The following is a 24194-nucleotide window of genomic DNA, read 5'->3' as shown; positions in this document are numbered from 1 at the left end:
ACCTGACCCCAGGCACTGCCACCGCCCGGCACGGCCGTCACCGAATACCTCAGACTTCTCTCGCGTTCGGAGGCAAACGATGGTCACCGTATCCCCGCCCGACACCTGGGTCTACGCGCTCCGCCTGCCGCATGACCCCCGCGCCGCACGGGTCGCGCGTATGACCGTGCGGGCGGCACTCCACGGACATGGACTACTTGAAGTCCTCGACACTGTCGAGCTGTTGACGTCCGAGCTGGTCAGCAACGTCTACCGCCACACGAAAGGGCCTGCCGCGCTGCGGCTCGCAGCCCTGGGCGGCGGGCGGTTGCGTGTCGGAGTCCGGGACAGTCATCCGTACGTTCCCGCTCCCTTCGGCAAGCCTCCCTGGGATCGCGTGGCCCCCGCCCCGGCTGGCGCCGAGGATGGACGCGGGCTGCATCTCGTACAGCTGCACGCCGATGTGTGGGGCGGCCTGTCTCTGGGGCGCGATGCGCATGGCCGGAGCGTCGGGAAGCTCTTGTGGTTCGAAGTGGGAGGACAAGGAACGATGACGTGACCGGCGCCCAAAGCGGTCCTCACCGCACGCGGTCTCCCCGACATGCCGCCCTTGTTCATCGTGCCGCGCATGTCTCGGGTGTCCGCGCGTCCCCGGGATGCCCGCGTAAGCGGACCGGGGCCGCCCCTGGGCGGCCCCGGTCACGGTCACCTCTCCTACGGTACGGCGCACCCGTCGGGCCCGCAGACCTCCGCGCCCGCGTCCGGGCCGGCGTCCGCGTCCGTGCTCCGCAGGAGGGTCAGCGGGGAGCGCTCGCCCCAGGCCTGGGTCAGGGCCCGGGTGAAGACCTCGGCGGGCTGGGCGCCGGACACGCCGTACGTGCGGTCCAGGACGAAGAACGGCACGCCGTTCGCACCCAGCGCGGCGGCCTCGCGCTCGTCGGCGCGGACCTCGTCGGCGTACGCGTCCGGGTCGGCGAGGACCGCGCGGGCCGCGTCCGCGTCGAGACCGGCCTCGGCGGCGAGCTCGACCAGGCGGCCGTCGGCGTCGGCGAAGACGGACCGCTCCTCCGCGAAGTTGGCCCGGTACAGGATCTGCAGCAGCTCGTCCTGCCGGCCGTGCGCCTTGGCGAAGTGCAGCAGACGGTGCATGTCGAAGGTGTTGCCGTGGTCACGGCCCTCGGTGCGGTAGGCCAGGCCCTCGGCGGCGGCCTGGGCGCCCAGGTTCTCCTCGCCGGCCCGTGCCTGCGCCTCGCTCATGCCGTACTTCAGGGACAGCATCTTCAGCACCGGCTCGACATCGCCCTTGGCCCGCCCGGGGTCGAGCTCGAAGGAACGGTGGACGACCTCCACCTGGTCGCGGTGCGGGAAGGCCGCCAGCGCCTTCTCGAAGCGGGCCTTGCCCACGTAGCACCAGGGGCAGGCGATGTCGCTCCAGATCTCGACGCGCATGTCTACGGCTCTCTCCAGGTCGTACGGATCACAGGAGACGGAGGCACCCTCCGCTCGGTTCCTGCCAACTCTCACCGGGAGTGCCGTATTCCCCCGCATCGTCCTCACAGGTGACTCATCCTGAGACACCCGCCCCCTCACAGCTGCTTTATGATCGTTAATGAGCCGCCCCTATGTGCCTGCACCCGTTGGCCGGGTGCCATTGGCGACCGCGAACACCATTTGTTCAGCGAATTCTCACGCGACTCCCACACATGTGAAGAAAGGTGAACAGCATGGTCCTCGGACTGCTCCGACGCCGGCGTTCCAGAAGCGGTTCCGGTGCCGCGGCGGGTCTCACGGTCCCCCTGCCGTCCGGCGCGGGCGCGATCGGCTGCGAGGTCGTGGATCCCATGGGCCAGCCCATGGGCGGCGCCGAGGTCACGGTGACCGCGCTGGACAGCCACCGCGTCGCCACCCGTGGCACCACCGACCCCTTCGGCTTCTTCATGGCGACGCTGCCCCCCGGCACCTACAGCATGATGATCGCTGCCGAGGGCCTGACGCCCACCCGGCAGGACGTCGAGGTCGTCGCCGGTGTGTCCGCGCCCACCCTGCGCGTCGCGCTCGAGCCGGCCCGCCAGCTCGAGCTGCCGGCACCGGGCACCTGGCTGTTCGACCCGCCGCACACCGCGATCCGGTTCATCGCCAAGCACGTCGGCATGGCCCACGTCCACGGCCGCTTCACCCGCTTCGAGGGCGGCATACAGGTGGCGCAGAACATGGCCGACTCACGGGTCTCGGCGCGCATCGACGCGTCGAGCCTCACCACGGGCAACAACACCCGTGACGGCCACCTGCGGTCCGCCGACTTCCTGGACGTCGAGCGGTACCCGTTCATCGACTTCACGAGCACCCGCTTCGTCTACCGCGGCGGCTCCAAGTGGACGCTGCAGGGCACGCTCAGCATGCACGGCACCAGCCGCTCGGTGAACCTGGACACGACGTACCTCGGCACGGTGAACGGCGGCTACGAGCAGGAGCTGCGCTGCGCGGCCCTCGCCAAGGCGGAGCTGCACCGCGAGGACTTCACGCTCAACTACCGCTCGATGCTGGCCCGCGGCATCGCGGTCGTCGGCCCCACCGTCCAGCTGGAGCTGGACGTCCAGGCGATGTACCGCACGCACGACACGCCTACACCGCCGGAGTAGGCGGCACGCGCGCGAAGAACCCCGGCCGCTCGAAGCAACCGGGGTTCTTCGTTGCCCCGAAGGGCCGGCGGAGCGTTACCTCTCGAGCCGCCCGTTGAACCGCCGCGGCAGCCCCAGCGGGTTGTCGTCGCGCAGCTCCGGCGGCAGCAGGGCCTCCGGGGCGCCCTGGTACGCCACCGGGCGCAGCCAGCGCTCGATGGCCGTGCCGCCCACGGAGGTGGACGTGGAGGTCGTCGCCGGGTACGGGCCGCCGTGGTGCTGGGCGGGGGCGACGGCGACGCCCGTGGGCCAGCCGTTGACGAGGACACGGCCTGCGAGCGGGGTGAGTTCCGCGAGGATCTCCGCGCCGCGGCCCTCGCCCGCCGCCTCCTCCTCCGACAGGTGCACGGTCGCGGTGAGGTTGCCGGGCAGCCGGGCCAGGAGCGCCTGGGCCTCGGTGTCGTCCGCGTACCGGGCCACGACCGTGAGGGGGCCGAAGCACTCCTCCAGCAGCAGCTCGTGCTCGCCGCCCTCGACGGCCAGCTTCTCCGCCGGGACCGTGAGGAAGCCGGGGCGGACCGTGTGCTCGTCGCCCTCGCCGGCGGTGACCGGGGCCTCGACGCCCGGCAGCTCGGCGCGCTCGGCGACGCCCGCGATGAAGTTGTCGCGCATACGGTGGTCCAGCAGGACGCCGGCGTCGACCTCGCCGACCGCCTCCGTGAACGACTTGAGCAGCCGGTCACCGGCCTCGCCCGCGGGCGCCAGCACCAGGCCCGGCTTCACGCAGAACTGGCCCACGCCCAGCGTCATCGAGCCCGCGAGCCCGGCGCCGATCGCCTCGGCGCGCTCGGCGGCCGCGGCCTCGGTGACGACGACGGGGTTCAGGGAGCCCAGCTCGCCGTGGAACGGGATCGGCACCGGCCGGGCCGCCGCCGCGTCGAAGAGGGCGCGGCCGCCGCGTACGGACCCGGTGAAGCCGGCCGCCGCGACCAGCGGGTGCTTGACCAGCTCGACGCCGGCCTCGAAGCCGTGGACCAGGCCGACGACGCCCTCGGGGATGCCGTGCTCGGCGGCGGCCGCGCGCAGCTCGGCCGCGACCTGCTCGGAGAGCCCGGGGTGGTCGGGGTGGGCCTTGACGACGACGGGGCAGCCGGCCGCGAGCGCGCTCGCGGTGTCGCCGCCGGCGACGGAGAAGGCGAAGGGGAAGTTGGAGGCCGAGTAGACGGCCACGACACCGAGGGGCACCTTGTAGCGGCGCAGGTCCGGGATGGGCGGGGTCGCGGTGTCGTCGGGGTGGTTGATGACGACGTCCAGGAACGCGCCCTCGTCCACGATGTCCGCGAAGGCCCGCAGCTGGTAGCAGGTGCGGGCGAGTTCACCGGTGAGCCGGACCGGGCCGAGCGCGGTCTCCGCGTCCGCCAGCTCGACGAGGCGGTCCTTCGCGCCCTCCAGCCGGTCGGCGGCGGTGCGCAGGAACGCCGAGCGGACCGTGCGGTCGGCGAGGGCGCCGCGCGCGGCGTGGGCGGCGCGGACCGCCTCGTCCACCCCCTGGGCCGTGGCCTCCACCGCGACCTGCTCGCGCTGCTTCCCGGTACGGGGGTCGACACTCCAGACTGGTGCTGCTGCCACCGCGGGTTCCCTCCACATGTCTTGCCGTGCTTGCCGCAGTTCGTACGCCGTCCATCACGTGCGTTCGATATACTGAACGCCATCTCCATTGATGAACACTTGGGAGACTATTTCCCGTCGAACGAAGGGGTCAAGGGCGATGTCGGCTGGCGAGACGGGCGGCGGGGCACAGGTCAAGTCCGCGGTGCGCACGGTGGAGCTGCTGGAGTACTTCGCGGGCCGTCCCGGCATGCACTCCCTGGCCTCGGTGCAGGAGGCGGTGGGGTACCCGAAGTCGAGCCTGTACATGCTGCTGCGCACACTCGTCGACCTCGGCTGGGTCGAGACGGACGCCACGGGCACCCGGTACGGCATCGGGGTGCGGGCGCTGCTCGTCGGCACCTCGTACATCGACGGCGACGAGGTGGTGGCCGTGGCCCGCCCGACGCTGGACCGGCTCTCGGACGACACCACGGAGACCATCCACCTGGCGCGGCTGGACGGCACGAACGTCGTCTACCTCGCCACCCGCCAGTCGCAGCACTACCTGCGCCCCTTCACGCGCGTGGGCCGCCGGCTGCCCGCCCACTCGACGTCGCTGGGCAAGGCGCTCCTCGCCACCCACACCGACGAGCAGGTCCGCAAGCTGCTCCCGGAGACGCTGCCCGCGCTGACCGAGCACACGATCACGGACCGCGAGAAGCTCATCGAGGAGCTCCACCAGATCCGCGAGCAGGGCTTCGCCGTGGACCGCGAGGAGAACACGCTGGGCCTGCGCTGCTTCGGCGTGGCCGTTCCGTACCGCACCCCCGCCCGGGACGCGATCAGCTGCTCGGTGCCGGTGGCCCGGCTGACCCCGGCCCATGAGCAGATGGTCAAGGACGCCCTGTTCGACGCCCGGGACCGGCTGACGCTGGCGACGCGCCGGCTCTGAGCAGGGCGCTCGTGAGGATCCATGAGAGTGCCATGAGAAAACGGACGCCGGGGAACGTCTGATCCCCTCCCGTTCGTCTTCCCGGACGGCATGAACAAGACGATCAGGCGGACCGCCGTCTTCACCCTGCTGCTCGTGTTCGCCCTGCTGATCAGGGCGACATGGGTGCAGTTCTACGACGGCCAGGCGCTCGCGGACGACAAGAACAACCGGCGCAACGTGATGGAGCAGTACGCCCAGCCGCTCGGCGACATCATCGTGGCCGGCGAGGCGATCACCGGCTCCGCGCGCACCCAGGGCAGCGACCTCCACTACAAGCGCACGTACACGGACGGCGAGCTGTACGCCGCCGTCACGGGCTACGGCTCCCAGGTGTACGGGGCGACACAGCTGGAGGGCATCTACAAGGACCTGCTCGACGGCACGGACACCGAGCTCAAGAACCCGTTGGAGGTGCTCACCAAGGAGCCCGCCGCCCCGGGTGACGTGGTCACGACGATCGAGCCGGACGTGCAGAAGGCCGCGTACGAGGCGCTCGGCGACAAGAAGGGCGCGGCCGTCGCGATCGACCCGGCGACCGGCCGGATCCTCGCCGTGGTCTCCACCCCGTCGTACGACCCGGGCACGATCAGCGGTTCCGGCTCCGACGACGCGGCGGCCTGGCAGAAGCTGACCAAGGACGAGGACAAGCCGCTGGTCAACCGGGCGCTGCGGCAGCCGCTGCCGCCGGGTTCGACGTTCAAGCTGGTGGTCGCGGCCGCCGCGCTGGAGGACGGGCTGCACGGATCCGTGGACGAGCGCACGGACAGCCCGGACCCGTACACGCTGCCCGGCACGACCACCGTGCTGCGCAACGAGAGCTCCTCGGCGCCCTGCGAGAACGCCACGATCCGGACGGCCCTCCAGTACTCGTGCAACAACGTCTTCGCGAAGCTGGCCGTCGACCTCGGCCAGGACAAGGTCAGGGCCATGGCGGAGAAGTTCGGCTTCGACGACGAACTGGACGTCCCCGTGCGGGCGTACGCGAGTGTGTACCCGTCCGACATGGACGAGGCGCAGACCGCGCTGTCGGGCATTGGCCAGTTCGATGTGACCGCCACCCCGCTGCAGATGGCCATGGTGTCGGCGGCCATTGCCAACGACGGCAAGCTGGTGTCCCCGCATATGGTGGCGCAGACCAGTGATGCCGACGGCACTGTGCTCGAGGACTACGACGGCGACACGGAGACGAAGGAGATCGTCAGCTCCTCCACCGCAGAGCAGCTCCGGTCCGCGATGCAGACCGTGGTCGAGGAGGGCACGGGCACCAACGCCCGGGTCTCCGGCGCCACCGTCGGCGGCAAGACCGGTACCGCCCAGCACGGCGAGAACAACAGCAAGACGCCGTACGCCTGGTTCACCTCGTACGCGAAGTCGGACACCGGTGACGACGAGGTCGCCGTGGCGGTGATCGTCGAGCAGTCGGACGCGGCGCGCTCCGAGGTCAGCGGCAACGGGCTGGCGGCGCCGGTGGCGCAGGCGATGATGGAGGCGGCGCTGGAGGGCTGAGCCCCGCGCCCGTACGGACCGGGCGCGGGGGCGGCCGTCATCGCCTCAGCGGACCCCGAGCAGCTGCTCGACCGGGTCGATCGCGAAGTACACCAGGAACAGCGCCGAGGTCCCCCACAGCAGCCAGTGCACCTCCCTGGCCCGGCCGAGCACCGTCTTGATCAGCACGTAGGAGACGAAGCCCGCGCCGATGCCGTTGGTGATCGAGTAGGTGAACGGCATCACGGCGATCGTCAGGAACGCGGGGATCGCGATCTCGTACCGCTCCCAGTCGATCTGCTTGACCTGGGTCATCATCAGGAAGCCCACCGCGACGAGCGCCGGGGCCGCCGCCTGCATCGGGACCATGGTCAGCAGCGGGGCCAGGAACAGCGCGCACGCGAACAGCCCGCCGGTGACCAGGTTCGCGAAGCCGGTGCGCGCCCCTTCGCCGACGCCGGCCGCCGACTCGACGTACGACGTCGCGGAGGAGGCCGAGGAGGCGCCGCCCGCGACGGCGGCCGCGCCGTCGATGAGCAGGACCCGGCCCAGGTTCGGCACCCTGCCCGCCTCGTCGAGCAGCCCGGCCTCGGCGCTGACGCCGACGACCGTCCCCATGCTGTCGAAGAAGTCGGACAGCAGCAGTGTGAAGATCAGCAGCACCACGGTGATCACGGTGGTCTCGCCGAAGGCGCCGAACAGGCTGAAGCCGCCGATCAGCCCGAAGTCGGGCGCCGCCACGAGGTCGTCGGGGATCTTCGGTGAGGTCAGGCCCCAGCTCGTGACGTCGGCGGCCTTCTCGATCACGATCGCGACGGCCGTCATCACCAGGATGCTGATCAGGATCGCGCCCCTGACCCCGCGGGCGAGCAGCGCGACGGTCAGCAGCACGCCGAGGCAGAAGACGAGGACCGGCCAGCCCGACAGCGCGCCCGTGCCGCCGAGCTGGACCGGCACGGTGGTGTTCGCGGCGTCCGGTATCCGGCTGACGAACCCGGCGTCGACGAACCCGATGAAGGCGATGAACAGGCCGATGCCCACGCCGATGGCCTGCTTCAGCGGCTGCGGGATGGCGTGCATGACGGCCTCGCGCAGCCCGGTGACCACCAGGACGCAGATCAGCAGGCCTTCCAGGACGACAAGTCCCATCGCGTCGGCCCAGCTCATCAGCGGGGCGATCTGGAAGGCGACGACCGCGTTGAGGCCGAGTCCGGCGGCGAGCGCGAGGGGGAGGTTGCCGCCGACGCCCATGATGATCGTCATCACAGCGGCCACCAGGGCGGTGGCGGTGGCCAGTTCGGCCCCGTCGAGCCGGTGACCGAACTTGTCCTCGGCGCTGCCCAGGATGATGGGATTCAGGACAAGGATGTACGCCATCGTGAAGAACGTGGCGAAGCCGCCGCGTATCTCGCGGGCGAAGGTGGAGCCCCGGGCGGTGACCTGGAAGAACCGGTCGACTCCGGTGGCTGCCGGTGGACCGGCCTTCGGTGGGCCGGCCTCCTGCTGCGTGTCGGACATGGCGGATACTCCTCGAAACCTGCGTGCCGGGTGTGCGGTTGCTGGCTGGATTGTTCCCGCGCCGCGTGCGGTTCAGGTTTTCCGCGTGTTACGGAATCCAAGTTCGGTAGGCCACACACCGTTCGAAGGCCCGTACGAAACACTGCTACGCTTCCGGTCCTCGCCCCGGAGAAACGATCATGCGACGCCGGGTCGAACCCGGGGGCCGTGTCCGCACGCGTACCGAGCCCGGTCCGCACGCCCGCGCCCCCGCACAGGTCATCGTCGAGCCGCAGCGAGAGAGGTCGCCCGTGGGCACTGTCGTCGACGACGCCGCCTCCGTGGAGTTCCACGCCTTCTTCGAGCGGCACTACGCCGAACTGGCTCGGCTGGCCGCCCTGTTGACGGGCGAGGCCGACGCGGCCGACGATCTCGCGGCGGACGCGCTGCTCGCGCTCTGGCACCGCTGGGACCGGGTGCGGGCGGCCGACCATCCGGTGGCGTACGCGCGCGGTGTGGTGGCCAACCTGGCCCGCACCCGCATCCGCAGCGCGGTCCGCGAGCGGCGGCGGATCACGCTGTTCTGGTCGCAGCGCGAGGAGAAGACCGAGAACCCCGACGTCCCCGGCATGGTCGATGTCCAGGAGGCACTGCGCAGACTGCCGTTCCGCAAGCGGGCGTGCGTGGTGCTGCGACACGCCTTCGACCTCTCGGAGAAGGACACCGCGCTCGCGCTGGGCGTGTCGGTCGGTACGGTGAAGAGCCAGACGTCGAAGGGGATGGCCGAACTCCAGCGGCTGCTCGGGACGCAGGACGCCCCGCGGCAGGTGCACAGGGCAGCGGTGTCCGGGGCCACCGGAGGAAGGAACCGATGAGGGACGTGCACGACGAGCTGCGCGCCCGCCTGCGCGAGGCGGCCGCGGCCCATGAGCCCGACCGTGCGCGGATCCTGGCCCGGATCGAACGCGGCATGAGCGAGGAGGCCCGCCCGGCCCGCTCCGCGCACCGCGCGCGCCACCCCCTGAGCGGCTGGGCCGGCTGGATGCGGCTCGCGGGCGCCACGGCCGCCGTCGCCGGGATCCTCGGCGTGGGCGGCTACGCGGTCGCCTCGGCGGTCAAGGGCGACGAGCCGGCGGACCGTACGGTCGTGACGTCGCCCACGCCGGTCGTCTCCCCGGACGCGACGAGCCGCGCCCCGCTCCCGCCCGACGACCCGGCCCCGACCGGCGGCACCAGCGAGCAGCCCAGCGGCACCCCGTCCGCGGAGGGCTCCGAGGAGCCGAAGGACCGGGAGTCGAAGGGCTCCGCGTCGTCCCGCCCGCCCGTGGCACGGGACGTGGAGAGCGGGCCGCTGTGGTCCGACGGCTCGGTCGACCCGCACAGCAACGAGTTCTGGGCGCAGAGCAACGTCACCCTGAAGACGGAGGAGAAGCTCACCGCGCTCACCGTCGAGCTGCGGATCGCGCTGACCGAGGGAGTCACCTCGACCGGCGCCTGGCGCTCGCTGCCCGAGCGGGACTTCACGCTGACGACCGGCGAGGAGGACGGCTTCCTCGTCTACCGGTGGGTGCTCAAGGAGGGCCGTACGGTCCCGGCCGGAGAGTGGGTCTTCGCCGGCCAGTACGACCACGAGCGCGGCGGCCGTGACGCCGGGGACGACGACTACACGATCACCGCGACGGCGGACGGCGAACAGCGCGCCGTGGGCGGCGACTTCGCGCGGCAGGGCGACGACGACTCGGACGAGGGCGACTCGTGAGCCGGTGAGTCCGCCGGAGACGGTGCGGCGGAAAAAAGTTCCGCCCACCCGGCAACCCTTCCCCCACCGGTGGCGACCAGCAGTCGAGAAGCACAGCTCTGATCCCCCACCGAAGGAAACGGGACATGACTTCACCAGCAGAGCACCGTGTGCGTCACCCACGCCGCCGCACCGTGCGTCGGCACGCCCTCCTCAGCGGCCTCGGCGCGCTCGGCCTGACCGGCGCCGCCCTCGTCGGCGGCTCGACCCTGCCGACCGCGAGCGCCGCCACCTGGCCGACCCCCACCGGCAGCCAGGCCGTGAGCTCGACCATCTCCGTGTCCGGCACCCGGGACGGCGGCATGGTGCGGTACTACGGCAGCGGCAACCTGGCCGGCGACGGCCAGGAGGAGGGCCAGGACCCGATCTTCAAGCTCGCGAACGGCGCGACGCTGAAGAACGTCATCATCGGCGCGCCCGGCGCCGACGGCATCCACTGCGAGGGCAACTGCACCCTGCAGAACGTGTGGTGGGAGGACGTCGGCGAGGACGCCGCCACCTTCCGCGGCGGCAACGGCACCGTCGCCACCGTCACCGGCGGCGGCGCCAAGAAGGCCGCCGACAAGGTGTTCCAGCACAACGGCGGCGGCACGGTGAACATCTCCAACTTCGCCGTCAGCGAGTTCAAGACGCTCTACCGCTCCTGCGGCGACTGCTCCACGCAGTACACGCGCAAGGTCAACCTCAACACCATCGAGGTGACCGGCACGGGCTCCACCGCACGGCTCGTCGGCATCAACGTCAACCGCAACGACGTCGCCACCCTGCGGAGGATCACGATCTCCAACGACAGCGGCCGCAAGGTCGTCCCCTGCCAGAAGTACAACAACACCACCGCGGTCGGGACGGGCCCGGACAGCACCAACTGCCTGTACTCGTCGTCCGACATCACCTATAGGTGATCGAACTGTCGGCCTTCACGACCCGTCGTGCCCTCGTGCCGTCGTGCTCATGGTCGTGAAGGCCGACGCCAGGGGGCCGTCGCCGTCAATCCACGTCGGTGACTGACCAATTGGTGTTGGTTTCTGAGAGGACATCGCCTGTCTCACTCCTGGACGGAACCGGCCGTAGAAGGATGAGTGCTCCTTCCCGACCGACCACCCCGACTCCAGGGACATGACATGGCACTCTCCCTCGCCGGAGCCGACTTCCCGCCCCACTGGTGTCCGCTCGAGTCCGCGGTCCATCCACGCGTGCGTCAGGTGGAGAGGCGGGCCGAGGCGTGGATCCGGGACAGCGGTATGTGCGCGTCCGAGGAGGAGCGTGCCTGGGCCGTCGCCACCCACAGCACGGACTTCTACGCACGGTTCGCCCCGGACGCGGCGGACGACGAGCGCCTGCTGGCCACCTCGCTCTGGGTGTACTGGGGCTTCGCGTTCGACGACGCCCGGTGCGACAGCGGGCCGCTGAGCTCGCGGCCCGCGCAGTTCAACGCGCTGGCCGGCCGGATCCAGCGGGCGGTCGAGGCGCCCGGTGCGGACCTGGACGGCGAGCGGTTCGCCGCTCCGCTGCAGGACATCGTCCGCCGTTTCCGTGCCCTCGGCACACCGTCGCAGGTACGGCGGTTCGCCCACGCCCACCGGGCCTGGCTGTCCGGAGCCGCCTGGCAGATCGGCAACCAGGCGGTCGGGCGCATGCCCGGCCCGGACGAGTACCTGGCGATGCGGCTGCTCGCCAGCGGCGGCGAGCCGACCTTCGCCATGCTGGAGCTGGCGACCGGGCAGGAGGTGCCCGACGGGGAGATGCAGCGGCCGGCCGTGCGGGCGCTGACGGAGATGGCCGTCCTGGTGGCGGCCCTGGACAACGACCGGCACTCACTGCGCAAGGAGGCCGAGCGGGACCTCGCCGACCAGAACGTCTTCACCGTACTGATGCAGCACCGGTCGCTGTCCCTGCCCGAGGCGGTGGAGGAGGCCGTCCGGCTCCGGGACCGGGTGCTGCTGCGCTTCCTGCGGCTGCACGACCGGGTACGGCCGGGAGCCTCGGCCGCGCTCGGCACCTATCTCCAGGGCCTGCGGTACGGCATGCGGGGCAACGCCGAGTGGGGGCTGCGCGTGCCGCGCTACCTCAGCCTGGGCCGGGTGCCCGACGCCATGGACGACGACCTGCCGGTGCGGTGGGCCGAGGAACCCGCGGACACCAGCCCGTACGCCCCCGCGGGACTGCCGGCCGTCGCGTGGTGGTGGGACGAGGATCTGGCCTGAACGGGTCGCGGGGAAAAGGCGATGCGCCCACATGAGAGCCGTGAGCCGCCCGGCCTTTCCGCCGCCCGATTCCGCTCACCGCGCACCCCTCTCCACTCACCCCTCTCCACTCACTCCTCTCCACTCACTCCTCTCCGTCTCCGCGACCTTCGGGCCCTTTGCGCCCGCATTTCGGTTTCCCGCCCTCATTCGAGGGACGGCCCGGAATTTCTCCGCCGGGCCTGCGGCGCATATCACTAGCATCGTTGCCGATCTGCTGGATTCCCTTTTCTCCCGAGGAGTCGTCGATGTTCTCCCTCCGCCGTGCTGTGACCGTGTGCGCCGCAGCGGCCGCGCTCGCCGTGGCCGCCGCCCCCGCGGCACCGGCCGCCTCCGCTCCGGCCGCCGGGAGTTTTCCGCCGCCCGGCGACGAGTACCACCATCACCACCGTGAGCGTCCGTTGAACTTCGGCCCGTTCGAGGTACCGCGCCGCGGCGACATCAGCGGCGGCATGTCGTGGAACTTCGGCAACGGCCGCGGCTGACCGCCGGTCTGAAGAGCCGGAAGGGTGCGGGTGGGGTGCGCGCGTGCGCATCCCACCCGCACCCTTCCGGTTCCCGCCCTGTTCCCGCGCCTCAGCGTTTGAGCGTGGCGGCGCTGGCCATCAGGACACCGATCACGCACAGCAGGATCAGCAGGGCGTCCCGTACGAAGATCCCGGTGATGCCCTTGTGGTCGGCGGCCTGGGTGGCGGCCTGCACCGCGTAGGTCATCGGCATCACCTTGGCCAGGGCCGCGAGCGAGCCGTGCATCTCCTCCCGCGGCACGAACAGCCCGCACACCAGGAACTGCGGCAGCACCCCGGCCGGCAGGAACTGCACCGCCTGGAACTCGTTGCGGGCGAAGCCGCTCGCCAGGAGGCCCAGCGCCAGCCCCAGCAGGGCGCCCAGCATCGCGATGACCATGAGCAGCACCGCCGGGCCCTTGATGTCCAGGCCCAGCGGACCGATCGCCAGCAGGGTGGACAGCGTGGCCTGGAGCACGGCCAGGAACGCGAACGCGAGGCTGTAGCCGAGCACGATGTCCAGGCGCTGCACGGGCAGGGTCAGCAGCCGCTCGGCGGTGCCGGTGCTGCGCTCGCGCAGGGTGGAGACCGAGGCGACCAGATACATCACGATGACCGGGAAGATGCCGAAGACCTGGGGGCCGACCCGCTCGAAGCTGTCCTCCGCGCCGTGGAACACCAGTTTCAGCAGCACCATCAGCATGCAGGGGATGACCAGCATCAGGGCGGTGCTGCCCCGGTCCCGGCGGATCTGGAGCAGCACCCGGCCCGCGGTGGCGGTGGTGATGCCCGGCGAGAACGGCAGGGCGCGGGACCTGCGGACAGCGGGATTCAGCATCGTGCCCCCGAGGAGAAGTACGGGCGGTCGGAGTCGGCCGACTCGTCGGTGAGCATCGGGGGAGGCACCCGGCCGACGGCCGTCCGGGCGCTGTCCGCCTCCTCGGCCGCGGCGGAGGCCGACACCAGGTCCAGGAAGGCGTCCTCCACCCGCTCGCAGCCGGTGTGTTCCAGGACGTCCTCGCGCCCGGCGGAGGCGAGCAGCCGGCCGGCGCGCATGAGCAGCAGCCGGTCGCAGTGGTCGGCCTCGTCCATGACGTGGCTGGAGACCAGCAGGGTCGTGCCCTCCTCGGCGAGCCGCTGGAAGACACCCCACAGCTCGCGGCGCACCATGGGGTCGAGGCCGACGGTGGGCTCGTCCATGACCAGCAGTTCGGGCGAGCCGAGCAGCGCCACCGCCAGCGAGACGCGGGAGTACTGCCCGCCCGACAGCCAGGCGACCGGCTTGTCGGCGTACGGGGCCAGGTCCACCTCCTTCACCACGCGCACCACCGCGTCCTCGCGGCGCCAGCCCCGCAGTCCCAGCGCCGCGGAGAAGTAGCGCAGGTTCTCCAGCACCGTGAGGTCCGGGTAGACCGACGGGGCCTGGGTGACATAGCCGATACGGGTGCTCAGGCCCCGTGCGCCGGCCGGGAGTCCCAGCACCTGCACATGCCCCGCCGTACTGGGCTGGATACCGACGACGGACCGCAGCAGCGTCGTCTTCCCGCATCCGCTCGGTCCCAGCAGTCCGACGATGACACCGCGCGGAACGGTGAAACTCACGTCCTGGACAATGGCATTCTCGCCGATGGAAACATGCAGACCAAAAACGCTGACGGCCGGCGGACCGGCCGGCTCCGGGCCTGTCATGGGAATATCCTTCTGTCGCTGCTTCACTGCTTCGCTGCTTCACTGCTGCCCGAGAACCGCTGCCGTCGTCGGCGACAACGGCCCCGGTATGGAAACGCCCGGCCGGGTGCATGGTTACGTATGGAAAAAGCCATGTCGCGGGCCAGGAATGCGTAATGCCGCGCCGAATTCAGCGGTCGCGCCGGGTCGTCGCCATCGCCAGGGAGTGCAGCTGCCGGTACACCTCGGGGAGCGGCTCCGCGGCCGCCAGCGCCCGCAGGGCGACCGTGATCTGCCGCTGGGCCTCCCGTTCCGTGGCCGTGCGTCCTCCGGCCTCCTCCACCAGCCGCGCGGCCGCCGCGACATCGGCGGCGTCCAGCGGTTCGGGCCGCTCGTACAGCTCCGCCAGCCGGCGGCCGGCCGGGCTGTCGGCGGCCAGCGCCACCGCCACCGGCAGTGACTTCTTCCGGGCGGCGAGGTCCGCGCCGACGGGCTTGCCGCTGCGCCGGCTGTCGCCCCAGATCGCCAGCAGGTCGTCGACGCACTGGAAGGCCACGCCCAGCCGCCGACCGAACTCCCGCAGACCGGCGACCCGGTGCTCGCTCGCCCCCGCCAGCAGGCCTCCCAGCGCGCAGGCGCCGCCCATCAGCGCCCCCGTCTTGCCCTCCGCCATGGCCAGGTACTCATGGGCACCGACCCGGGCACGCTCCTCGAAGGCGACGTCCTGGCTCTGGCCCCGCATCAGGTCGGCCAGGGCCGCCACCAGTTCCCGCAGCGCGGCGGCGCCCCGGGGCCCGGGTACCGCCGACAGCGTCCGCAGGGCGACCACCAGCAGCGCGTCGCCCGCCAGGACGGCGGACGGGGTGCCGTAGACCGTCCAGGCGGCGGGGCGGTGCCGCCGCAGCGGATCGCCGTCGATCACATCGTCGTGGAGCAGGGTGAAGTCGTGGACGAGTTCCACCGCCACCGCCCCCGGCACCGCGCACTCCGCCGTGCCCCCGACCGCCCGGGCCGCGAGGAGCACCAGCGCCGGCCGCACCGCCTTGCCGCCCGGCCTCCCGTCCGCCGCGCGCAGCGGTCCGCCGTCCGCCTCGTGCCAGCCGCGGTGGTATCCCTCGACGAGCCGTTCCGGCTCCGGGAGTCCCTCGACCGCCTCCCGCAGCGCGGGGGCCACCAGGTCCCGCGCCCACTGCAGCGAACCGCCCTGCTGTCCCGGAACGCGCGCCTCCGCCTCAGGTACGGTCAGCTCCGCCACACCGCTCACCCGTAGCCACCTCAGCCCTCATCAGCAAGATCCCTACGGCAGCTCACGAGACACCACGGGCCCGGGACTCCGCCACCGGCCACACCGGTGCGCCCTCCCGCACACCGAAAACCGCCTGGACAGCCCACAACGCCCTGATAGCCCGCTCATCGGGCAAGGCGGCCGTACGGGCGCGGTCCGGCCGTACGGGCGCGCGGTCCGGCCGTACGGGCACGACCGGACCGTACGGGCGGGAGATCAGTCCATCGTCGAGCCGATGGCCGTCGAGCCCGTGGTCAGGAACGTCGTCTCCGGCAGGGAGCCGTCGGACCCGCGGGCGCCGTACGCGGTCGTCGCGTCGGTGGAGCGGAAGGACGGGGTGGTGACCCCGCTGTCCCAGTTGTTGGCCGCGGAGACCGTGGCGGAGCCCAGCTTCGCGGTCCCCTTCGCGTTGCTCACGGCGAGGTTCCGGGCCAGGCGGGCCTTGCCGGTGGCGAAGTAGAAGCCGGTCTCGATGTTGGCGTACGCCGTGTTGCGGTTCAGCAGGATTGCGCCGGTGTTGGAGTTCTCGGTGAAGCCGTGGAGGGTGTTGTCCCAGGCCGCGTTGTTGTTGACGGAGTGCGCGACCGAGACTCCGCCGCCGCCCAGCTTGAAGCCGTTGCCGTTGCCTTCGAACCCGGCGTCGTTCCAGCGGTTCTCGCCGTTGCCGAACGCCCAGGAGTGCTCGATGGTGACCGGTGAGGAGAACTGCCAGAGGTCCAGCCCGTCGTCCGCGTTGTTGTAGAGACGGGCTCCGGTGATCTTGTTGCCTGTCCCGGAGCCGAACTTGACGGCGATGCCGTCGGCGTTCTGGCCGTGGTTCGCGGCGTCGTAGTTGCCGTAACTGTCCAGGTCCTGCACGAGGTTGTCCGTCGTGCCGTCGCCGCGCAGGGTGAAGCCGGAGTCGCCGTTGTTCGCGGTGACGAGGTTCTTGAAGATCCCGCCGGTGGAGGAGGTGGCGACGAAGCCCTGGGCCGGGGAGTTCTGCCAGGTGATGCTCTGGACGGTCCAGTAGTCGCCGTAGATCCCGGCGAGCCAGGACCCGTCGGGGAGCTTCGAGCCGTCGATCTTCACCTTCTCGCTGCCGTACGCCTTGAGCGTGATACGGGCCGAAGAGGTGCCGTTCGCCGTCGACTTGAGGGTCGCCGTCGGGTAGTACGTGCCGCCGCGGACCTGGATCGTCGTGCCGGCGGACGCGTTCGCGACGGCCGACTCCAGCTGGGCGGCGGAGGAGACGGTGACCGTGGTGGCGGCCTGGGCTCCGTCGTTCGACAGGCCGAGGTAGACGCCGCAGGCACCCGCGGAGACGGCCACCGCGGCGGCGACCGACAGGTTACGGGTTCTGCGATGGCGTCCGGTGCTGGGGCGCACGGGGGTTCCTTTCCATGGGCTACGGGTCGCGAGGCGGGCCGGAGGGGCCACACCGGCCCGCCTCTTCCCCCTCGTCGCCGCCGCGCCGAAAAAGGTTGCCGCCCACTCGCAACAGAGTCGAAAGTTTTCGCCCTCGCCGTCTCCCGCACACCGATTGACGCACCGTGCCCCGCTGGTGACACTCCGAAGGTCGTCAACCGTCAACAGAATCCACCAGACTCCCACAGGATGTGTCATGCGTCGTACCGCTCACACGCTCCTGCTGCCCCTGCTGGCTCTCGTGCCTCTCCTGGTGAGCCTGCTGGGGGCGCCGTCCGGTTGGGCCCACGCCGAAGGGCACCCAGTGAAGAAACCCCAGTACGCCGGCTATCTCTTCGCCTATTTCACGGGCGAGGGAACCGCCGACGGCGAGCAGATCCGCTACGCCCTCAGCCGCGGCAACGACGCCCTGCACTGGCGTGAGCTCAACGCGGGCAAGCCGGTGCTCACCTCCACCATCGGCGAGAAGGGCCTGCGCGACCCGTTCGTGATCCGCTCCCCCGAGGGCGACAGGTTCTACATGATCGCCACGGACCTGCGCATGTACCGCAGCTCCAGCGGCAGCTGGGACGATGTCCAGCGGCACGGCAGCAAGTCGATCATGATTTGGGAGTCCACCGACCTGGTGAACTGGACCGACCAGCGCCTGGTGCGGGTCTCCCCGGACAACGCGGGCAACACCTGGGCGCCGGAGGCCTACTGGGACGACACGCTCGACGCGTACGTCGTCTTCTGGGCGTCGAAGCTGTACGCCGACGACGACCCGGACCACACCGGCTCGTCGTACAACCGCATGATGTACGCCACCACCAAGGACTTCCGCACCTTCAGCGAGCCGCAGATCTGGAGCGATCCCGGCTACTCGGTGATCGACTCGACGGTGGTGGAGCACGAGGGCACGTACTACCGCTACACCAAGGACGAGCGGAACCCCAGCTCCTCCAGCCCCTGCTCCAAGTTCATCACCGGCGAGAAGTCCACCTCGCTCACCGACACCTCGTACGACTTCGTCGCGGACTGCATCGGCAACGGCGACCTGTCCCGCGGTGAGGGCCCGACGGTCTTCAAGTCCAACACCGAGGAGAAGTGGTACCTGTTCATCGACGAGTACGGCGGCCGCGGCTACGTGCCGTTCGAGACGACGGACCTGGACTCGGGCGAGTGGACCATGTCGGAGGACTACCAGCTCCCGGCGAGCCCGCGGCACGGCACGGTGATCCCGGTGACGCAGGAGGAGTACGACCGGCTGCTGGCCGCCTACCCGGTGAGCCCGACGTCCGTCGTGGACGCCACGGCGCGCGGCCAGAAGGGGTACGCGGTCGTCACCGAGGAGTCCTCCAAGGTGGTCCTGCCCATGGAGCCCGACGCCGACCTGCGCCGCCTCGCCCCGAAGCTGTGGGTGGGCGAGGGCGCGACGGTGAGCCCCAGGTCCGGTACGCGGCGCGACTTCCGCAAGCCGCAGACGTACACGGTGACGGCGGCGGACGGCACGCGCCGCACCTGGACGGTCGAGGCCGTGCCGACCCGCAGCCCGGTCCTGCCGGGGCTGTACGCCGACCCGGACGTCCGGTACATGGACGGCCGCTACTGGATCTACCCGACGACGGACGGCTTCGCCGGCTGGGGCGGTACACAGTTCAAGGCGTTCTCGTCGAAGGACCTGGTCCACTGGAAGGACCATGGCGTGATCCTCGACCTGGGACCGGACGTGTCCTGGGCCGACAAGAACGCCTGGGCCCCCGCGATCGCCGAGCGCGACGGCAAGTACTACTTCTACTTCTGCGCCGAACAGCAGATCGGTGTGGCGGTCGCGGACTCCCCCGCCGGTCCCTTCAAGGACGCCCTGGGCAAGCCGCTCATCGGCAAGACGGACTTCCCCGGCGGCCAGATGATCGACCCGGCGGTCTTCACGGACGACGACGGGAAGTCCTACCTGTACTGGGGGAACGGGCGCGGGTACGTCGTCCCCCTGAACGACGACATGGTGTCGTTCGACGCGGCGCAGGTGAAGGACATCACCCCGGACAACTTCCGGGAGGGCTCCTTCGTGGTCAAGCGCAAGGGCACGTACTACTTCATGTGGTCCGAGGACGACACCCGCAGCGAGAACTACCACGTGGCGTACGCGACCGGGCCGTCCCCGCTCGGCCCGTGGACCAAGCGGGGCACGATCCTGTCCAAGCGGCCCGAGTACGGGATCAAGGCCACCGGCCACCACTCGGTGGTGAACGTGCCGGGTACCGACGACTGGTACATGGTCTACCACCGGTTCGCGCTCAACGGTCCTGGTAAGGCGGGCGGTGACGGCACGCACCGGGAGACGACGATCGACCGTATGAGGTTCGCGGCGGACGGGACGATCGTGCCGGTGGTGCCGACGCTGGAGTCGATCAAGGCGGTGGGGCGAGCCGACTGACGGTCCATCGGCCGGCGTGACGGTGCCCGTGACCACGTATACGTATGTGGTCACGGGCACCGGTGCGTCACAACACAGCGTCCAGCCATGTGAAGACCTCGTCCTGCATGGGCGCGGTGAACACATGGCCCAGCTCCGGCCAGACCTTGGTGTGCAGCCGCTCCCCCGCGTGCCGTGATCTCCACACGGCGCGCATCTTCTCGTACGCGGCCTCGACGCCCTCCGCCGGGAACAGGGTGTCCTGGGCGCCGTGGAAGAAGAGCATCGGCCGGGGGGCGGCGATGCTCGCCACATCGGGGAAGTCGAGGTGCCGGGCGAGTCCGGGATGGAGCATGTAGTACGACGACTGCCCGCGCAGCGTGTTGTTGCCGGGCACCATCATCTCCTTCAGCCCGGTCATCCAGCACACGCTCGCCGCGGCCGCGATGTCGTCGCTGAGCGCGGCGGCCTGCCAGGCGCGGTAGGCGCCCATGGAGAACCCGACGGCCGCGACGCGCCGGGCGTCCACCCGGTCCAGGCCGGCCAGGAACCCCGCGGCCCGGGCGTCCTCGCGGGCCATGAGCCCGGCGAGCGAGGAGCCGAGGTTGTAGAAATTGCTGGCCAGGGCCTGCTGCTGCTCGTAGGTGACGGGCCCGCGGTCGCCCCAGCCGAGGGCGTCCAGGGACAGGACGACGAATCCGCGCCGGGCCAGTTCGTCGCCGACGAAACGGCCGCTGAAGTACTTGTCCGCCCACGCCCGCGCGGAGGCGAGCCGGGTGTCGTCGTCCCAGGGCCGGACCAGCTTCTCCTTGCCGATGTCGAATCTGGCCCCGTGGTCGTGCAGGAGCAGCACGGCCGGGAAGGGACCCCTGCCGTGCGGGGTGAGCAGGCTGCCGCGGACGCGTTCGTAGCGGGTGAGGGAGACGGTCACCGACTGCCGCCGGTAGCCGTCCCCGCCGGGGCCGTCGGTGAACTCCGGGTCGTACGGCGTCCTGTCCTGCCGGTCGACGAGGAGGTGCTCCTCCACCTTCGCCCGGGCGGCCCGCCGCCACGCCCGGAAGTCCCGGTGGGGCGAGGTGCCCCAGGCGAGCGGGAAGCGCAGCTCGTCCTTGAGGGCCGGGTGGAAGTCGGGGAGGTTGCCGCCCACGAGGTCCTCCGCGCGTGCCGGGCCCGCCCCCGCGCCCACCCCCGCTCCGGCGAGCAGCATGGCCGTGGCCGCGCCCGTCACGAAGGTCCGGCGGCCCAGTGGATGGCGAAGCGGCTCAGGGATGTGCATACGGCCTCCCGGTGCCGGCGTGGCGCAGGACGTACCGCTCGACCGCCTTCGCGGACCTGAGGACCCGGTAGTCGTACACGTCGGCCGGGTCCCAGCCGACGTCGCCGGTCAGACCGAGGCCGCTCGCCACCGCGTCCAGCCGGGCGGGCCTGCCGTTGAACCAGGACCCGGTGTCGTGGAAGCGCTCGCCCCCGTAGTCCGCGACGGCGAGGGCGGAGGTGCCCCGCGGATAGGTGAAGACGTTCCGCTCGGAGAAGATCGCGGACTCGACGCCGGCGCCGAGCGCGTACAGGGTGCCGTCCGCCCGGCCCCGGTGGACGTTGTTGACGACGTGCACCTGCCCGAAGCGGACACGCGGGGCGCGCTGCGCGATGCCGGTGAAGAGGTTGCGGACGAAGGTCACCTTCAGATGCCCGCGGTCCCGGTCGCCGCGCCCGTCGCCGGAGCCTATGAGGATCGCCTTGTCGTGGTCGGTGAACCGGCTGTCGGAGACGGTGATGAAGTCGGAGCCGTCCTCGATGTCCAGCAGGCCGTCGTGGCGCTGGACGTGCTCGCCGTGGAAGCCGAGAGGGGCCTCGCGGTCCGGGAAGCGGCCGTCGGTGAAGGTGCAGTGGTCGATCCAGATGTTCTTGCCGGTGATCACGGTCATCGCGTCGAAGCGGGCGTTCCAGTCGCCCGCGCTGCCGTCGTCCGGGGACCAGCTGGTGAAGTGGTCGACGGGGGCTTCGAGGCGGAGGTTGCGGACGATGATGTCGGTGCCGGTGTTGACGGTCAGGAAGACACCGAGGAGCCGGGCGTCGTCGCCCGCGCCGACGAGGGTGGTGTTGCTCGGCACGGTCAGCTGGATCTGCGCCTTCTCCCTGTTCGAACCGGTCTGCCGGAGCTGGCGCTGCTGCTTGCAGTAGTCGTAGCGGGTGTCGGACCAGGTGCTGCCGTCCTCGCCGAAGCAGGACATGTACTTGGTGAGGTCGTAGCCGGGGGCGTAGTCCTGCTCGCCGAGCAGGGTGCCGTCGTCCGCCTCGTGGCCGTCGACGGCGCCGACGACGCGGATCACCTTGGGCGCGGTGGGGTTCCCGTCGTTGGCCAGGGCCTCCTTGAGTTCGGCGCGCGTGCGCACCGTCCAGGTCGTGCCGCCCGCCCCGCCGGTGGTGCCGGAACCCGCGGAGGCCCAGCCCTCGGGCGTCGAAGGCCGTCCGTCGGCGGAGGCCGGGGCCGCCTGCGGCAGCAGCAGACAGGCGCAGGCGAGCAGAGCGGTGGCCAGGGTTTTAGGCATACGCATACGGCCTCCAGTCGCCGAGGTAGGTCTCCCTGGTGTGCGACCGCGCCTCCGCGCGCGTGAGCTGCGGCCGGTTCTCCGGGACGGTGACGGCCGCGCCCGGGCCCGTGTTGCGGTACTCCGCGAACCGCATCGTCTGCCAGGGGTACGCCTCCCGCATGTTCGTGTACGGCGCCTCCGCGTCGATGCCGGGCCCGATCCTGGTGTCCCGGACGACGAGGGAGGGCCAGGCGGTGGTCTCGTACGACGGCACCCAGGGCCGGGCCAGCTTGTACGCCCCGTCCTCGGCGGCGGAGGTGACGCGGCAGTGGACGGCCAGGATGCCGTGGGGGTTGGCGCGGGCCGTGGAGGGGGCGAAGACCATGCCCTTGGGTGTGAAGTCGACGTCCCGCCGCACCGTGTGGAAGCGGCAGTGCTCGAAGACCGCGGTCGCCCGGCCGAAGACGAAGTCGACGTCACCCTCGATGTGGCAGCGGTGGAAGTACTGCCGGTCGAAGACGTCGAGCGCGGTCGTGTCGACGAAGAGGGTGTCCTGGTGGGCCAGCAGCCACACGTTGTCGAAGTGCGTCCGGTCCCCCGTCAGGTACGCGGCGACCGCCTGGGTGCCGGTGATCTCCGGGTGGTCGGCGCGCAGCCAGTCGTTGGCGAGGGTCAGGTCGCGGACGGTGAGGCCGGGGGCCGCCGAGGTGAAGGTGGCGGAGCCCGCCGTGCCGTAGGTGCCCGAACCGTCGGGCTTCGGAGTGCCGTTGGCGTTGTCGTACACGATGACGACGTCGCGCGGGTCGCCGGTGGCGCCGCGCAGGGTGAGGCCGGGCCGGTCGGCGGGGACGGTCACGACCTCGCGGTAGGTGCCCGGGTGCACGACGACCGTCCAGCCGGGGCCCTCGGCCGCGTCCACGGCGGCCTGAACGGTGGTGTGGTCGCCGCGGCCGCCGGGGCGGACGTGCAGGACCCGGCGGCGGCGCGGGGCGGCGAGGGCGGGGGCGGGGGTGACGCCGACGGCCGTGAGGCCGCCGGCGATCCCGGTGAGCAGGGTGCGCCGCCGCACCTCAGCGCACCTTCCAGGGCGTCCAGTCGCCGAGGTACGCCTCACGGGTGTGTGACCGCGCCTCCGCGCGCGTGAGCTGCGGCCGGTTCTCCGGGACGGTGACGGCCGCGCCCGGGCCCGTGTTGCGGTACTCGGCGAACCGCTGGTCCTGCCACGGGTACCCGGACGACATGTTGGTGTACGGCGCCACCGCGTCGATGCCGGCGCCGAGGCGGGTCTCGCGCACGGTCAGCATCGGGCGGGCGGTGGTGTCGGAGCTGGGCACCCAGGGGCGGGCCAGCTTGTAGTAGCCGTCCGGGGCCTCGCTCGTCACCCGGCTGTGGGTCACCAGGTAGCCGCGCGGGTTGGCGCCCGCGGTGGACGGCGCGAAGACGAAGCCGTAGGGCGCGCTCGTCAGGTCCGTACGGATCAGGGTGCGGAAGTGGCAGTGCTCGTACACGGCGGTGGCCCGGCCGAACACGAAGTCCACGTCGCCCTCGACGTAGCAGTGCGCGTAGTACTGCCGGGCGAAGGTGCCGAGCGCCCTCGTGTCGGCGTACAGGGTGTCCTGGTGGCCGAGGAACCGGCAGTGGTGGAACGCGGACCGGTCGCCCTGCACCTTGATCGCGACGGCCTGGGTGCCGCTGAAACCGGGGTGGTCGGCGCGCAGCCAGTCGTTGGCGAAGGTGATGTGCCGGGCGGTGAAGCCGTCGGCCTGCACGGTGGTGGTGGCCGAGCCGCTGGTGCCGTAGGTGCCCGAACCGTCGGGCTTGGGGGTGCCGGCCGCGTTGTCGTACACGATCGTGACGTCGCGGGCGTCGTCCGAGGCCCCGAGCCAGGTCATCTCCGTGCGGGCCGTGCTGACCGCGACCGTCTCACGGTAGGTGCCGGGCGCGATGACCAGCGTGCAGCCGCTGCCCGCCGCGTCCACGGCGGCCTGCACGGTGGTGTGGTCGCCGAGGCCGCCGGGGTGGACGTACAGGGTCTGCCCGTTCAGCCGCGCGCGCGGGGAGCCGTACCGGCCGAAGGGGGAGCGCCGTCCGTGGGCCCGGGCGGGAGAGGCGAGTGCCAGGGCGAGCGCGGCTCCGGCACCGGCACTCGCGCCGACGAACGATCGTCTGCTGAGGGAGGGCCGTTCCAGCGGCCGTTC

At 71.3% G+C, this 24194-nt stretch carries 21 protein-coding genes; 10 read left to right on the top strand and 11 right to left on the bottom strand.

The features are described 5' to 3' along the window. The first annotated feature begins 79 nt into the window (after positions 1-79). Positions 80-538: an ATP-binding protein gene (locus IE242_RS30970; RefSeq protein WP_189865202.1), complete on the top strand. Its 459-nt coding sequence runs from the start codon at positions 80-82 to the stop codon at positions 536-538. Between the two features lie 155 nt (positions 539-693). Here the strand turns inward: IE242_RS30970 and IE242_RS30965 are convergent, their stop codons facing one another. Further along, the gene (locus IE242_RS30965; protein ID WP_189865200.1) at positions 694-1428 is read right to left on the bottom strand and encodes a DsbA family oxidoreductase; all 735 of its coding nucleotides are present in this window, start codon (positions 1426-1428) and stop codon (positions 694-696) included. Between the two features lie 275 nt (positions 1429-1703). On the opposite strand from IE242_RS30965, the gene IE242_RS30960 reads away from it, so the two are divergent. Further along, a complete protein-coding gene (locus IE242_RS30960; RefSeq protein WP_189865198.1) occupies positions 1704-2618 on the top strand; it encodes a YceI family protein in 915 nt (304 codons plus the stop codon). A gap of 75 nt (positions 2619-2693) precedes the next feature. Here IE242_RS30960 and IE242_RS30955 read toward each other — a convergent pair whose 3' ends face one another. Next, on the bottom strand, positions 2694-4226 hold the full coding sequence (locus IE242_RS30955; protein ID WP_268249510.1) for an aldehyde dehydrogenase (NADP(+)): 1533 nt from the start codon (positions 4224-4226) through the stop codon (positions 2694-2696). A gap of 139 nt (positions 4227-4365) precedes the next feature. Here IE242_RS30955 and IE242_RS30950 point away from each other — a divergent pair, with 139 nt between their 5' ends. Together IE242_RS30950 and IE242_RS30945 are read left to right on the top strand one after the other, a co-directional pair. Beyond that, positions 4366-5139 carry an IclR family transcriptional regulator gene (locus IE242_RS30950; RefSeq protein ID WP_189865194.1) on the top strand — a complete coding sequence of 258 codons (774 nt, stop codon included), beginning with the start codon at positions 4366-4368 and terminating at the stop codon, positions 5137-5139. Between the two features lie 90 nt (positions 5140-5229). Then, entirely contained in the window at positions 5230-6687 is a 1458-nt protein-coding gene (locus IE242_RS30945) for a peptidoglycan D,D-transpeptidase FtsI family protein (protein ID WP_189865192.1), read from the top strand. A 45-nt stretch (positions 6688-6732) separates the two neighbouring features. Here IE242_RS30945 and IE242_RS30940 read toward each other — a convergent pair whose 3' ends face one another. Next, entirely contained in the window at positions 6733-8184 is a 1452-nt protein-coding gene (locus IE242_RS30940; RefSeq protein WP_189865190.1) for an NCS2 family permease, read from the bottom strand. Positions 8185-8474: 290 nt separating this feature from the next. Between IE242_RS30940 and IE242_RS30935 the strand changes: the two genes are divergently transcribed. The 5 genes from IE242_RS30935 to IE242_RS30915 all read left to right on the top strand — a co-directional run bounded on the left by IE242_RS30935 (position 8475) and on the right by IE242_RS30915 (position 12689). Further along, positions 8475-9038: a SigE family RNA polymerase sigma factor gene (locus IE242_RS30935; protein WP_189865410.1), complete on the top strand. Its 564-nt coding sequence runs from the start codon at positions 8475-8477 to the stop codon at positions 9036-9038. After that, positions 9035-9922: a hypothetical protein gene (locus IE242_RS30930; RefSeq protein ID WP_189865188.1), complete on the top strand. Its 888-nt coding sequence runs from the start codon at positions 9035-9037 to the stop codon at positions 9920-9922. The genes IE242_RS30935 and IE242_RS30930 overlap by 4 nt, the downstream gene beginning before the upstream one ends. Before the next feature lie 125 nt (positions 9923-10047). Beyond that, positions 10048-10863, top strand: a complete 816-nt coding sequence (locus IE242_RS30925; RefSeq protein WP_189865186.1) for a pectate lyase — start codon at positions 10048-10050, stop codon at positions 10861-10863. Positions 10864-11082: 219 nt separating this feature from the next. Then, positions 11083-12165: a terpene synthase family protein gene (locus tag IE242_RS30920; RefSeq protein WP_189865184.1), complete on the top strand. Its 1083-nt coding sequence runs from the start codon at positions 11083-11085 to the stop codon at positions 12163-12165. Between the two features lie 287 nt (positions 12166-12452). Then, entirely contained in the window at positions 12453-12689 is a 237-nt protein-coding gene (locus tag IE242_RS30915; RefSeq protein ID WP_189865182.1) for a hypothetical protein, read from the top strand. A gap of 91 nt (positions 12690-12780) precedes the next feature. Here the strand turns inward: IE242_RS30915 and IE242_RS30910 are convergent, their stop codons facing one another. The 4 genes from IE242_RS30910 to IE242_RS30895 all read right to left on the bottom strand — a co-directional run bounded on the left by IE242_RS30910 (position 12781) and on the right by IE242_RS30895 (position 17031). Next, positions 12781-13548, bottom strand: a complete 768-nt coding sequence (locus IE242_RS30910; protein ID WP_189865180.1) for an ABC transporter permease — start codon at positions 13546-13548, stop codon at positions 12781-12783. Next, positions 13542-14312 (bottom strand): ABC transporter ATP-binding protein, encoded by a 771-nt coding sequence (locus tag IE242_RS30905; RefSeq protein WP_229859665.1) that lies wholly within the window; start codon positions 14310-14312, stop codon positions 13542-13544. Before IE242_RS30905 ends, IE242_RS30910 begins: the two co-directional genes overlap by 7 nt. A gap of 256 nt (positions 14313-14568) precedes the next feature. Then, on the bottom strand, positions 14569-15642 hold the full coding sequence (locus IE242_RS30900) for a polyprenyl synthetase family protein (protein WP_229859660.1): 1074 nt from the start codon (positions 15640-15642) through the stop codon (positions 14569-14571). A gap of 237 nt (positions 15643-15879) precedes the next feature. Beyond that, positions 15880-17031, bottom strand: a complete 1152-nt coding sequence (locus IE242_RS30895) for a right-handed parallel beta-helix repeat-containing protein (RefSeq protein ID WP_189865176.1) — start codon at positions 17029-17031, stop codon at positions 15880-15882. 235 nt (positions 17032-17266) lie between these two features. On the opposite strand from IE242_RS30895, the gene IE242_RS30890 reads away from it, so the two are divergent. Next, positions 17267-19486, top strand: coding sequence for a family 43 glycosylhydrolase (locus tag IE242_RS30890; protein ID WP_189865174.1), 2220 nt, complete (start codon positions 17267-17269; stop codon positions 19484-19486). Between the two features lie 67 nt (positions 19487-19553). Here the strand turns inward: IE242_RS30890 and IE242_RS30885 are convergent, their stop codons facing one another. The 4 genes from IE242_RS30885 to IE242_RS30870 are packed head-to-tail and all read right to left on the bottom strand — an operon-like array spanning position 19554 to position 24185. Beyond that, positions 19554-20741 carry a dienelactone hydrolase family protein gene (locus IE242_RS30885; RefSeq protein WP_189865172.1) on the bottom strand — a complete coding sequence of 396 codons (1188 nt, stop codon included), beginning with the start codon at positions 20739-20741 and terminating at the stop codon, positions 19554-19556. Next, positions 20728-22020 carry a pectate lyase family protein gene (locus IE242_RS30880; protein ID WP_229859658.1) on the bottom strand — a complete coding sequence of 431 codons (1293 nt, stop codon included), beginning with the start codon at positions 22018-22020 and terminating at the stop codon, positions 20728-20730. Before IE242_RS30880 ends, IE242_RS30885 begins: the two co-directional genes overlap by 14 nt. Then, positions 22007-23065, bottom strand: a complete 1059-nt coding sequence (locus IE242_RS30875; protein WP_189865169.1) for a pectinesterase family protein — start codon at positions 23063-23065, stop codon at positions 22007-22009. The genes IE242_RS30880 and IE242_RS30875 overlap by 14 nt, the downstream gene beginning before the upstream one ends. A 1-nt stretch (position 23066) precedes the next feature. Then, on the bottom strand, positions 23067-24185 hold the full coding sequence (locus IE242_RS30870; protein WP_189865405.1) for a pectinesterase family protein: 1119 nt from the start codon (positions 24183-24185) through the stop codon (positions 23067-23069). Between the last annotated feature and the right edge of the window lie 9 nt (positions 24186-24194).

The sequence above is a fragment of the Streptomyces poonensis genome (assembly GCF_014650915.1).
In the GTDB taxonomy this organism is placed as follows: Bacteria; Actinomycetota; Actinomycetes; order Streptomycetales; family Streptomycetaceae; genus Streptomyces; species Streptomyces poonensis.
The sequence above is the reverse complement of the archived record's forward strand: the minus strand, read 5'-3'. Positions and strand labels throughout refer to the sequence as shown.

Excerpts from the sequence above, each read along its gene's own strand:
- IE242_RS30960 (WP_189865198.1), top strand. The coding sequence starts at position 1,704 with ATGGTCCTCGGACTGCTCCGACGCCGGCGTTCCAGAAGCGGTTCCGGT.
- IE242_RS30920 (WP_189865184.1), top strand. The coding sequence starts at position 11,083 with ATGGCACTCTCCCTCGCCGGAGCCGACTTCCCGCCCCACTGGTGTCCG.
- IE242_RS30880 (WP_229859658.1), bottom strand. The coding sequence starts at position 22,020 with ATGCGTATGCCTAAAACCCTGGCCACCGCTCTGCTCGCCTGCGCCTGT.
- IE242_RS30890 (WP_189865174.1), top strand. The coding sequence starts at position 17,267 with ATGCGTCGTACCGCTCACACGCTCCTGCTGCCCCTGCTGGCTCTCGTG.
- IE242_RS30970 (WP_189865202.1), top strand. The coding sequence starts at position 80 with ATGGTCACCGTATCCCCGCCCGACACCTGGGTCTACGCGCTCCGCCTG.
- IE242_RS30910 (WP_189865180.1), bottom strand. The coding sequence starts at position 13,548 with ATGCTGAATCCCGCTGTCCGCAGGTCCCGCGCCCTGCCGTTCTCGCCG.
- IE242_RS30940 (WP_189865190.1), bottom strand. The coding sequence starts at position 8,184 with ATGTCCGACACGCAGCAGGAGGCCGGCCCACCGAAGGCCGGTCCACCG.
- IE242_RS30950 (WP_189865194.1), top strand. The coding sequence starts at position 4,366 with ATGTCGGCTGGCGAGACGGGCGGCGGGGCACAGGTCAAGTCCGCGGTG.
- IE242_RS30915 (WP_189865182.1), top strand. The coding sequence starts at position 12,453 with ATGTTCTCCCTCCGCCGTGCTGTGACCGTGTGCGCCGCAGCGGCCGCG.
- IE242_RS30925 (WP_189865186.1), top strand. The coding sequence starts at position 10,048 with ATGACTTCACCAGCAGAGCACCGTGTGCGTCACCCACGCCGCCGCACC.
- IE242_RS30885 (WP_189865172.1), bottom strand. The coding sequence starts at position 20,741 with ATGCACATCCCTGAGCCGCTTCGCCATCCACTGGGCCGCCGGACCTTC.
- IE242_RS30965 (WP_189865200.1), bottom strand. The coding sequence starts at position 1,428 with ATGCGCGTCGAGATCTGGAGCGACATCGCCTGCCCCTGGTGCTACGTG.
- IE242_RS30930 (WP_189865188.1), top strand. The coding sequence starts at position 9,035 with ATGAGGGACGTGCACGACGAGCTGCGCGCCCGCCTGCGCGAGGCGGCC.
- IE242_RS30945 (WP_189865192.1), top strand. The coding sequence starts at position 5,230 with ATGAACAAGACGATCAGGCGGACCGCCGTCTTCACCCTGCTGCTCGTG.